This is a genomic window from Aeromonas sp. 159, from assembly GCF_963862045.1.
Taxonomy (GTDB): Bacteria; Pseudomonadota; Gammaproteobacteria; order Enterobacterales; family Aeromonadaceae; genus Aeromonas; species Aeromonas veronii.
The window spans coordinates 103,339-111,070 of record NZ_CAWLMI010000066.1; the positions used below are offsets into that span (position 1 = coordinate 103,339).

At 59.7% G+C, this 7,732-nt stretch carries 7 protein-coding genes; 3 read left to right on the forward strand and 4 right to left on the reverse strand.

Features of this window, described 5'->3' with window-relative positions; translation table 11 throughout:
* Window positions 1-165 precede the first annotated feature (165 nt).
* From selD to AACR14_RS12565, 3 genes are read left to right on the forward strand one after another with little or no spacing between them, the layout of a single operon-like run.
* The gene (selD, locus tag AACR14_RS12555) at window positions 166-1,203 is read left to right on the forward strand and encodes a selenide, water dikinase SelD (protein WP_019446430.1); all 1,038 of its coding nucleotides are present in this window, start codon (window positions 166-168) and stop codon (window positions 1,201-1,203) included.
* Entirely contained in the window at window positions 1,200-2,315 is a 1,116-nt protein-coding gene (gene mnmH / locus AACR14_RS12560; RefSeq protein WP_019446431.1) for a tRNA 2-selenouridine(34) synthase MnmH, read from the forward strand. Before selD ends, mnmH begins: the two co-directional genes overlap by 4 nt.
* 22 nt (window positions 2,316-2,337) lie before the next feature.
* The gene (locus AACR14_RS12565) at window positions 2,338-2,982 is read left to right on the forward strand and encodes an MBL fold metallo-hydrolase (protein ID WP_019446432.1); all 645 of its coding nucleotides are present in this window, start codon (window positions 2,338-2,340) and stop codon (window positions 2,980-2,982) included.
* 188 nt (window positions 2,983-3,170) lie between these two features.
* Here the strand turns inward: AACR14_RS12565 and rnd are convergent, their stop codons facing one another.
* The 4 genes from rnd to AACR14_RS12585 form a co-directional block, all read right to left on the reverse strand.
* Window positions 3,171-4,283 carry a ribonuclease D gene (gene rnd / locus AACR14_RS12570; protein ID WP_019446433.1) on the reverse strand — a complete coding sequence of 371 codons (1,113 nt, stop codon included), beginning with the start codon at window positions 4,281-4,283 and terminating at the stop codon, window positions 3,171-3,173.
* A 108-nt stretch (window positions 4,284-4,391) separates the two neighbouring features.
* On the reverse strand, window positions 4,392-6,068 hold the full coding sequence (fadD, locus tag AACR14_RS12575; protein WP_085942148.1) for a long-chain-fatty-acid--CoA ligase FadD: 1,677 nt from the start codon (window positions 6,066-6,068) through the stop codon (window positions 4,392-4,394).
* 198 nt (window positions 6,069-6,266) lie between these two features.
* Window positions 6,267-7,133 carry an alpha/beta fold hydrolase gene (locus AACR14_RS12580; RefSeq protein WP_026035075.1) on the reverse strand — a complete coding sequence of 289 codons (867 nt, stop codon included), beginning with the start codon at window positions 7,131-7,133 and terminating at the stop codon, window positions 6,267-6,269.
* A gap of 20 nt (window positions 7,134-7,153) precedes the next feature.
* On the reverse strand, window positions 7,154-7,669 hold the full coding sequence (locus AACR14_RS12585) for a Slp family lipoprotein (protein WP_019446435.1): 516 nt from the start codon (window positions 7,667-7,669) through the stop codon (window positions 7,154-7,156).
* Window positions 7,670-7,732 lie beyond the last annotated feature (63 nt).

A 7,732-nucleotide genomic window follows, 5' to 3' on the forward strand; every position in this document is an offset into this window, starting at 1 on the left:
CCCCGTCCGGCCTGGCGGTCCTTCATAACTGCCAGTCATCGCTGCCCCTGTTGGCACCGAGGCCACCCATATTTGCGGCTTCTTGTCCTTCTCTCTACAAGGCCGCCCATTGACCAAGACGGCTCCACAGAGCCTCTGCTCTGTTTGCAAATAAAAGGGGTAAGTATGTCTTCCATTCGTCTGACCCAATACAGCCACGGCGCTGGCTGCGGCTGCAAAATCTCTCCCAAGGTACTCGACACCATACTCAAGAGCCAGATCCCGGGCTTCAACGACCCGACCCTGATCGTTGGCAACAGCAGCAAGGATGACGCGGCCGTTGTCGATATCGGCAACGGTCAGGGCATTGTCTCCACCACCGACTTCTTCATGCCCATCGTCGATGACCCCTTTACCTTTGGCCGCATCGCCGCCACCAATGCCATCAGCGATATCTACGCCATGGGCGGCAAGCCCATCGTTGCCATCGCCATCCTCGGCTGGCCCATCAATACCCTGCCCGCCGAAGTGGCCCAGCAGGTGATCGACGGCGGCCGTCAGGTGTGCCACGAAGCGGGGATTTCGCTGGCCGGTGGCCACAGCATCGATGCCCCCGAGCCCATCTTCGGCCTCGCGGTGACCGGTATCGTGCCCCTTGACGCCATCAAGCAGAACGACACCGCCAAGGTGGGTGACACCCTCTATCTGACCAAGCCCCTCGGTATCGGCATCCTCACCACCGCCCAGAAGAAGGGCAAGCTGAAGCCCGAGCACGAACAACTGGCCCCCAACGCCATGTGCACTCTCAACAAGATTGGCCAGCGCTTTGCCGAGCTGCCCGGTGTCCACGCCATGACCGACGTCACCGGTTTTGGTCTGGCGGGCCATCTGCTGGAGATGTGCGAAGGATCCAATGTCAGCGCCCGCCTCGACTTCAAGGCGCTGCCGCTGCTGGACGAGGTAGATTACTACCTCGCCGAGGGCTGCGTCCCAGGCGGGACCCTGCGCAACCACGACTCTTACGGCCACAAGCTCGATGCCATGGACGATCGCACCCGCAACATCATGTGCGATCCTCAAACCAGCGGCGGCCTGCTGGTCGCTGTGGGGAAAGAGAGCGAAGCCGAGCTGCTCGCCATCGCGCGCGAAGCTGGCCTTACACTCTCGCCCATCGGCCAGATCAAGCCCCTTGAGGGCGCCCGCTTTATCGAGATTGTCCAATGAGTGAATTGCCACTGGCCACGGACTACGCCCAACTCTTTTTGGACGATGTGCCGTTGATTGATGTGCGCGCCCCCATCGAGTTCAAGGAGGGGGCCTTCCCCTGCTCGACCAATCTGCCCTTGATGACAGACGATGAGCGCGCCCAGGTGGGGACCTGCTTCAAGAAGCAGGGTCAGGCCGCCGCCATTGAGCTTGGACACAAGCTGGTGGGGGGAGCAGTACGTGCCGAACGTATCGAAGGCTGGCTGGCGCAGTTGCGCCAGCAGCCCGATGCCGTGCTCTACTGCTTTCGCGGCGGCCTGCGCTCGCAAACCGTACAACAGTGGCTGGCAGATGCGGGGGTGACTCGCCCCCGCGTCGCCGGTGGCTACAAGGAGCTGCGCCGCTTCCTGATCGACACACAGGACAAGGCCTCTGCCGAGTGTCACTGGAGCGTGCTGACCGGCATGACCGGCTCCGGCAAGACCCATATGCTGGACCATGTGGCCCAGGCGCTCGATCTGGAGGGGCATGCCCATCACAGGGGCTCGTCGTTTGGTCAGCTGCCCGGCGGCCAGCCCAGCAACATCAATTTTGAAAACAACATGGCCATCGAGCTGCTCAAGCGCCGCCATCGGGGCGAGCATGCCTTCGTGGTCGAAGATGAGAGCCGGCTGATTGGCCGCTGCTGCCTGCCCCTATCCCTCCATGAGGCCATGAGTCAGGCACCGCTGGTGGTGGTGGATGTTCCGCAAATCGATCGGGCCGAGCAGATCCGTGAAGATTACGTGCACGATCTCTGGCTGCGCTATCAAGCCATGTATGGCCAGGAAAGCGGCTGGCCGCTGTTTGCCGCCTACCTCACCGATGCGCTGGCCCGCCTCAAGCGCCGCCTTGGCGATCAGGCCCACCGCGAGTTGGATGCCCTGATGCAGACCGCCCTCACCGAGCAGGAAAAAAGCGGCGATACCGCGCTGCATCTGGCCTGGATCACGTTGCTGCTGACCCGCTACTACGACCCCATGTATCTCTACCAGCTTGGCAACAAGCAGGAGCGCATCGTGTTTCGCGGTGACAAACAGGCCTGTCTCGACTATTTCGCCGAGCAGCATGCCAGCGCGCTGCGCGGCTGACCCATCCCAAGAGAGGAACTCTATGTTGAAATTCGAGGTGATCCCGGTCACCCAGTTCGCCCAGAACTGCTCCCTCATCTGGTGTGACGAGACCCATCAGGCGGCCCTGATCGATCCGGGCGGCGAAGCGGACAAACTGCTGGCGGCCATCGCTAAACGCGGCCTGACCCTGACTCATATCCTGCTGACCCACGGTCATCTGGATCATGTGGGTGCCGCCGCCGAGCTGCGGGAAAAAACCGGCGTCGCCATTACCGGCCCCCACAAGGAGGACGCCTTCTGGCTCGACATGCTACCCCAGCAGAGCCAGATGTTCGGCTTCGCCCATCCCCCCGCCTTCACGCCGGATCGCTGGCTTGAGCAGGGTGACAAGGTGCTGCTTGGCCAGTGCGAGCTGGATGTCTACTTCTGCCCCGGCCACACCCCGGGCCATATCGTGCTGCTGAACCAGGCCGAAAAACTCGCCTGGGTCGGCGATGTGCTGTTTGCCGGCAGCATCGGCCGCACCGACTTTCCCCGTGGCGATCACGGTACGCTGATCAAGTCGATCACCGAGACCCTGCTGCCGCTGGGGGACGAGATCGTCTTTATCCCGGGCCACGGCCCCAGCTCCACCTTCGGTCGCGAGAAGGTGAGCAACCCCTATCTGACCCAGCCTATCTGGTGATCAAAAAAGGCAGCGGTGTTAGCCGCTGCCTTTTCTTCTCTGCTCTCTTTTTCATTCTCGACTCCCGCCATCCGGCCAGCCATGTCCCCTCTGCGTTCTCCAGTTCTGCATGCCTGTTTGTTTTTCTCGCCCAATAAAAATCCCCACCCGAGGGTGAGGATTGATTTATGGTGCAACCGTCTGGTGGCTTATTGTGCCAGCAGGTGACCGACCAGCTCATGACGCCACCCTTGCAGCAGCATAGGTTTGTCGCTGCGGGCCCGCTCTTCGTCGTTCATCCGCCAGCTCCAGGTGAAGTACTGGTGAATGATCTTCTTGCTGGCAATCAGCTCGGGCGGAATATTACTCGCCTTGGCCTTCTCTTCCACCATGGCTTTGATGCGCTTGAGCTCGGCCTTGTACTGGGGAAAGTCCACCAGCCGGCGAATGGGCTCGGGCCAGCTGTCAGGATCGCTCTGCTGCGCCTTGGCGACGATATCGAGCATCCGCTTGCCGTGGATCTTGATCTCGATGGGCGAGAGGCCGAGCTCGTTGAGATCCCGCAGGGAGGCAGGACGACGCTCTGCCACCTTGAACAGGTGCAGCTCTTTGACCACGAAGTTGAGGGCCAGATCGCGGCGCACCGCCTCTTGCTGGCGCCAGGCGGCCAGCTCGCGCAGGATGGCGAGCTCGCGGCGACCCAGTTGCCAGGCGTTGACGATTTCAAGATAAGCCTGACGGGGATCGCTACCCTGGGTCTTGCGGGCGGAGTGGTTTTGGCACTCCTGCTCGAACCAGGCAAACTTGCCGCTTTCCCGCAGTTTGGCCATCACCTTCTCGTAGAGCGGCATCAGGTAGAAGACATCCGCTGCCGCGTATTCGAGCTGACGTGGCGTAAGCGGGCGTGCCAGCCAGTCGGTGCGCGCCTGATCTTTTTCCAGCTCGACCCCGAGGAATTCATTCACCAGCGCGCCAAAGCCGACCGAAACGCCGTAACCGAGAAAGGCGGTAGCCAGTTGGGTATCGTGCATCTGGTTGGGCAGGTGGCCCGCCTGATGCTGGATAAGCTCCAGATCTTCACCAGAGGCGTGCAGGATGGCGATCTGCCCTTCCCTGCCCAGTCGCTGCCAGAGGGCGGAGAGATCCAGCGTCAGCGGATCCAGCAGCGCCAGATGCTCGCCGTCATAGATCTGGAACAGGCCAAGCTGGGGATAGTAGGTACGGGTGCGAACGAATTCAGTATCGATAGCCAGGGGAACGTCGGCCAGAGAAGCGAGATACTGCTCAAGTTCGTCTTGCTGAGTGATAAGTTGATAGTGCATCTGTGCCTGCGCGGTTGATCAGGGCCAAAAAGAAAAAACCGTGGGATGACCCACGGTTTTGCATAACGACGGTGCTGGTTTGCAGAAGATTCTGCAGCCGCTGTCCGGTTATTGCTTGGCAATCTCCTCGTCGCGCAGTACGCGGCGCAGGATCTTGCCCACATTGGTCTTGGGAAGTTCGTCACGAAATTCTACCAGTTTCGGCACCTTATAGGCAGTCAGATGTTTGCGGCAGTGGGCAATAATCTCATCCTCCTGCAATTTTGCATCTTTCTTGACCACAAAGATCTTCACCAACTCGCCGGAGACCTTGTGTGGCACACCGACAGCGGCCACTTCCAATACTTTCGGGTGCAGGGCAACGACATCTTCAATCTCGTTCGGATAGACGTTGAAACCGGAGACCAGGATCATGTCCTTCTTGCGGTCAACGATCTTGAAGAAGCCCTGCTCGTCGCACACGGCGATATCACCGGTACAGAGCCAGCCATCCTGCATCACTTCGGCTGTCGCCTCGGGGCGCTGCCAGTAGCCCACCATCACCTGCGGGCCACGAACCTGCATTTCGCCGGGGGTGCCGAGGGCGTGGATCACCTGACCGTTGTCATCTACCAGACGGATCTCGGTAGAGCAGACCGGCAAACCGATGGAGCCGTTGTAATCGGTCAGATCGTAGGGACAGACACTCACCAGTGGCGAGCACTCGGTCAGACCATAGCCTTCCAGCAGCGGAGTGTCGGTCAGTGTCTTCCACTTCTCCGCAACCGCGCGCTGCACTGCCATGCCGCCGCCGATGGTGAGCTTGAGCTTGTCAAAGGCGATCCCCTGAAACTCTTCGTTGTTGACCAGCGCATTGAACAGGGTGTTGACCCCGGTAATGCAGGTGAAGGGGTACTTCTTGATCTCTTTGACAAAGCCTGGGATGTCGCGCGGGTTGCTGATCAGCAGGTTGTAACCGCCGATACGCATAAAGAGCAGGCAGTTCACGGTCAGGGCAAAGACGTGATAGAGGGGCAATGCGGTGACCACGAACTCCTTGCCGCGCTCCAGCATGGGGCCGTAGACGCCGAGGCACTGCTCGACGTTGGCAATCATGTTGCGATGGGTCAGCATGGCCCCTTTGGAGAGGCCGGTGGTGCCACCGGTGTACTGCAGGAAGGCGAGATCGTCGTTGGTGATCTCCGGCTTGATGTACTGCAGGAAACGCCCCTTGGAGAGGGCCTGACGCATGGTGGTGGCGTGGGGCAGATTGTATTTCGGCACCAGCTTCTTGACGTACTTGACCACGAAGTTGACCAGGGTGCCCTTGGCCAGCCCCAGGTTGTCCCCCATCCGGGTCAGGATAACGTGCTTGATCGGGGTGTCGTAGACCACCTTTTCCAGGGTATGGGCGAAGTTGGAGACGATGACGATGGCTTTGGCACCGGAGTCTTTGAGCTGATGCTCCAGCTCGCGCGGGGTATAGAGCGGGTTGACGTTGACCACGATCATGCCCGCGCGCAGGATGCCGAACACGGCGATGGGGTATTGCAGCAGGTTAGGCATCATCACCGCAACCCGATCCCCTTTCTCCAGCTTCAGCTCGTTTTGCAGGTAGGCAGCAAAGGCGCGGGACTGCTCTTCCAGTCGGCGGTAGGTGATGGTTTGGCCCATGTTGACGAAGGCGGGCTGATCGGCAAACTGGGTTACCGAGGATTCGAACATCTCGACCAGGGAGCTGTATTGGTCTGGATTGATCTCGGCGGGGACCCCTTCCGGATAACGTTTCAGCCAGACTTTTTCCACAAACTTCTCCTGCATAACTAGCACCTGTGCGCTCACTGTGTTGCCTCCGTCCCGGTTCACATCCATTTTAATCGGTTGTTTTAAGCTGATGCTCTAATGCCGCACATATTTACACAGCGCAACATCAATTAACAGCAAATTAACAACAGAAAAATGTGAGGGAGAAAACAAACCTGGAATTATTGAAAGCTGGCGATTCTACCGAACTTGACAAAACTTTACGATACAAACGGCCGTATCAACCGAATTTTCCATATGAAAATGGTGGTTTCCACCCAATATGACCCGCTCGATCTGCTGGAAGGCATCCTGACGGGCCTGCCATTGGGCTTCAAGCGCAGCAAAGCCCTGCTCTCCCTGAATCAACAGCACAGGACAACGGATAGCCGCCATCAGTGCCCGGGCTTGCCCTTCGCTCATTCTCAGGGGTGAAAGATCACGCAAACGGGGATCGCTGCGCCAATGCCAGCGCCCTGCCCTCATCTCAAGCTGCCGCTCACAGATAAGACGCGCCGACTGCGGCGTGATATCCGCCACTTTGCAACGAGCAGCCACGGCTTCATCGATGGAGGCAAAGCCGTTAGCACTGCGCTCCCGGGTGCGACTGCGGTTTAAAATCGCACGTCGCAGCTGGGCAGGAGCCTCCTCATCAGGCTGACTCAGCGGCCCCAGCCCCTCCAGCATGATCAACCGCTCCACCTGTTCGGGGAACACCCCGGCATAGGCGGAGGCGATCAACGCCCCGAGGGAGTGACCGAGCAGAGTGAAGCGCGACCACCCTGCCGCCTGCACGATCTGGTAGAGATCGTCCAGCCAGTCGACAAAGACATAAGGAGTGGTTTTGTGATCGGAGTGACCATGTCCCGGCAGATCGACACAGATTAGGTGAAAATCACCCAGATGCGGCGCCAGCGGCAAGAAGCTGGCGCTATTGTCGAGCCAGCCATGCAGGGCGATCAGCAGGGGTTTGCCCTGCTGATCATGCTCCGCAGACTGGTTATCCAGCAGGGCTACCCGCCGCCCATCTGCCAGGGTCAGCAGACGTTCGTACAGAGTACTCATCATGGGGTTGGTCATGGCCAGCCTTAACGACGCAGCGGCCGTCTCGGCCAGAAGGGATCATAGAAGGGGTCGTAGAAGTAGGGGTCCATATAGCGTACCTCCACCTCCTTGACTGGCGGCCACAGCTTGCTGCCCGTCACATTGAGCACAGAGAAGCGGTACTTGTGCTCGCCAATCTGGCTATCAACCGGTTGGCCTATGGTGCCGAGCACCGTCAGGCTGCGCCCCTTGGCGTAGAGGGTCGGATCGACAAAACCCTTCATGATGGCCAGAAAGCGTCCCGGGCTCTGCTCGGTCTGCTCCGGCACACCATTGGACTTGAGCGGCAGATAGACTACTTCAATAACGCTCTGATCCGCCTTGTTGTGCACCGCCGAGATAACGCCGCTCCAGCGGGCCGGTTTGCCCTCCATTCCGCCAAGGGCGGGTTGATAAGCCACCAGCTGGTTTTCTGGCTCATAGGCCAGCTCCTTGGGGACCGAGCTGCAGGCCCCGAGCAGCAGAGCCAGCGCCCCGACCACCATAGTGCGTTTCATCATGTCGCTTCTGGTATTACGCATCATGTCACTCTCCTGTTGCCGGCGTGGCCCGTCGGGCCACCC

What these genes read in the sequence shown, in the direction of transcription:
- selD (WP_019446430.1), top strand. Translation starts at nt 166, where the DNA reads ATGTCTTCCATTCGTCTGACCCAATACAGCCACGGCGCTGGCTGCGGC.
- mnmH (WP_019446431.1), top strand. Translation starts at nt 1,200, where the DNA reads ATGAGTGAATTGCCACTGGCCACGGACTACGCCCAACTCTTTTTGGAC.
- AACR14_RS12565 (WP_019446432.1), top strand. Translation starts at nt 2,338, where the DNA reads ATGTTGAAATTCGAGGTGATCCCGGTCACCCAGTTCGCCCAGAACTGC.
- rnd (WP_019446433.1), bottom strand. Translation starts at nt 4,283, where the DNA reads ATGCACTATCAACTTATCACTCAGCAAGACGAACTTGAGCAGTATCTC.
- AACR14_RS12580 (WP_026035075.1), bottom strand. Translation starts at nt 7,133, where the DNA reads ATGATGAGTACTCTGTACGAACGTCTGCTGACCCTGGCAGATGGGCGG.
- AACR14_RS12585 (WP_019446435.1), bottom strand. Translation starts at nt 7,669, where the DNA reads ATGATGAAACGCACTATGGTGGTCGGGGCGCTGGCTCTGCTGCTCGGG.